Source organism: Rhodothermales bacterium, assembly GCA_013002345.1.
Classification (GTDB): Bacteria; Bacteroidota; Rhodothermia; order Rhodothermales; family JABDKH01; genus JABDKH01.
In genome coordinates this window covers 1-3,119 of record JABDKH010000131.1, presented here as the reverse complement: position 1 = coordinate 3,119, position 3,119 = coordinate 1, and the positions used below count along the sequence as shown (strand labels likewise).

General features: G+C 56.7%; 1 protein-coding gene. It reads right to left on the bottom strand.

Annotation, left to right across the window (positions count from 1 at the left end):
- Positions 1-3,001: TonB-dependent receptor plug domain-containing protein (locus HKN37_06630; GenBank protein ID NNE46318.1), on the bottom strand; the 3,001-nt coding region annotated here is incomplete at its 3' end.
- Positions 3,002-3,119 lie beyond the last annotated feature (118 nt).

The window sequence follows — 3,119 nt, the reverse complement described above, 5'->3', positions numbered from 1 at the left end:
TTGCGTCCGCGTCGCTCCACATGCCATCTTCGTACACGATATAGCTCTTCGACTCAAACTCGTAATAGATCGCCTCGGGGCTTGGAGTTGTGGCCGACGACCTTGACTGAATACCGAACATGGGCTGGTACTCAACGCCCTCGTTGCGGTATGCTCCAATCTTGTCACTTCCCGGGATGTTCGGATAGTCGGACGATTCCGGCAGATGAAGCGAGAGCAAGTAGGCATTCTGATCGACGCCATCGAAGAAGCCGTTGAACGACAACTCCTTCCGGTTCAACAGGTTAAAGATGTCAACAAAGAACTGCATGCGTCGACCGCTCGGCAGATCGAGGCTCTTTGTAAATCGCAGATCGAGCCCCCAGGAGTCCTTGAACTCTACGTTGTTTATAACGCCGGGTACTGATCCTCCACCGGTCCACGTGGTCTTGCTCCCCGCAACCCAACGACCGATGAAACTCACTCTCCAGTCACCGAGCAAGCGTCCATACTCCGACGGAACCAGCACGTCCACGTTAGCTCTCGCGTACGGCCGAGGCACCGGCCTTGACGAGGCTCTCCGGCGCTCCGTGTCGTCGTTTTCGAAGATCCGCTGTGCCGTCGTGTTTTCCTGGATTCTGCGAAATCCGAAATATCCGGAAGTGAATACCATGTACGTGTAGTTCACGAATCCCTGTACCCATCGTCCCCGGTTGCGCGACAGGGTTACCTCAAAGCCACGAATATCTTCGAAGCTGTTGGGCTCGGTCTGGATGTACTCCGTCTGTCCATCTCGGCTGGTGTATTCCACCAGGAACGGTTGCAGAGACACATCCTTATAGTATCCAGCGAGTCGGAGCAGGTACTGCCCGAACAGCGACTGCTCGAACCCGATTTCGTAGGCTATCGTGCGCTCCAGTGGATTATTCGGATTTGCTATACGTGTGATTTGACCCGTAGAGGAAGCAAACCGGAGCAGATAGAGATTGTCTGAACTGGGCAGTTTACGGAAGTGCCCATAGTTGAAAAACAGCTTGCTGTTCGTCGTGATCGGAAAAGACATGCCGAGCCGGGGACTCAGCGTGAAGATCGCATCTGACGACTCGCGGGTGACCAGAGTATCAAGTCCCGCCGACAGCCGTGCCGAGAAGGCCGACGTGAAAGGGTCGTATGTATACCAATCGGTACCCGCAGTGAAGAAGTCCAGTCTAAGGCCAAGGTTGGCGACCATGCCCCTGAACTCGAGCTTGCCCTGCGTGTAGGCTGCACCTCGAATGGGTGTCTCGTCCCACTTGGACTGTTCGTCAGACGACGGCAAGAACGCGTCAACTCGACCATAGTTTACTTGACTATCGGTCACATTGAGCTCGATGCCACTCTTGACCTGGAGCACCCGGTTCATCTGGCTGGTGATATCACCGCGAAGGTTGTAGTTGGAAATGGAGGTCGAGTCGCGGGAGTTGCTCATTCCAACCCCTGTACGCATGCCTTCCACTCCGAACGTCGGCGCCGGCTGGAAGCCAAACGGTGCCTCATCAAAGCCAATGCCTCCGAAAGTCACCACCGGCGACGCGTCACGAAGGCGCCCAGGGTTCGCGTCATACTTGGATTGCGATCGTGCCAGTCGAATTTCGTAGAATGATCTGTCGTTGGGCGCGTGTGTAAACGTGGCGCCCACGAGGTTGAATTTCTCCGTATACGGAGTCCAGTAGTCTGTCGAGAAGATGCGGGTGTTGATGAAACTGATCCGGCTCAACTGACTTGCGATACCCGATGCCGAGCGGAACACACCGGGCTGGCCCGACCGGCTGCTCGCGGTGCCTTCGGTCTGTCCGAAGAGACCCTCGACAGCGAGTTTCATTCCGGGCTTGAGATCAGACGTGACCTTGGCGTGGAATGTTTGCTGCTCGAACCGGTCCGTGAAGAGCGGGATCATATACATCTCCTGATCCCTGCGGTAGGACGCGTAGAAACGGGTACTCTTGACAATAGGACCACCAAAACCGACGTCTACCTGGTAGTCCGGCTCGGCGATCTCGAGATCCTTGCGATATTGCCACGTAAAGGCCCGTTGAAGTGCGGATGGTGTGAGGTCGTTGGTCGGATCTCCGTCGCTTAGTAGTTCATCCGTCTCAGCGATCCATCCATCCCAGTTCCTGTACTGGTCCTGCGTGAACTCGTCCCATGCCCCGCTCTGGGTGCCGTCAAAAGCCACATCCGAATCGACAAGAGGCCGGATCCAGTAAGAATTCAAATCATTCGCGTTAGCTCCAAAGTGCTTCTGGGCCGGCGCGCTGTAACGGATAATGGCGTCGCCCGAGAACCGATCCCGGCGGCCCTCCTTCGTGACCACATTCAGAACGCCCGAACGAACCTGTCCGTACTCGGCGTTGAAACCACCGGTGAGGAGCTGAATCTCGTCGATGGAGGCGAGGCTTATGTTCGTGAACGGCGAATTATCGCGCTCGTCACGCAGGGTCAGGCCGTTCAGGTTGAACAACAATTCACTGGTGCCGCTGCCGCGGACCGAAAGTCCCTGGACACCAGCCTGCAGTCCCACCACAGACGCCACGCTGTTCGCCGGGAGCGCTTCGACTTCCGACGCAGAGATGTTGGCCTGGCTCGATGATATGTCCGGCTGGACCACAGGGCGCGCAGCCGTGATCGTCACCTCCTCCAAACCGAACGCTTCTTCTTCGAGGGAGAAGTTGATCGTGGTCGTGAGATCAATATTGACACGTACGCCTGCGAACGTCTGACGGGCGAATCCAACGAACGAGGCTTGCACGTCGTACGTGCCGGGCTTGACGTTCAGTATGGAATAGTAGCCGTCGAGATCCGAACTGGTGCCCTGCAGCGTGCCGACAATCACGACGTTGACACCGGGGAGTGGTTCACCGGATGCGGCATCGGAAATCCGGCCGGCAATTTTGCCCGACTGGCCAAGCGCTGAGGGGGCCGTCAGCATCAGCATAACGAACGCCAATACCGCAAGCTGGACGAGACGGACACTGCTAGTCATCTGAATCGATCTCCGTGGCGGGAAATGAAGAAGATGGAGGCGCGGAAGCCTGACCGTCACGTCGCTAAGTGCGCCTTTCGATGAGGTGAATCTTGGCATCGCAGCGTGGACCCTTACA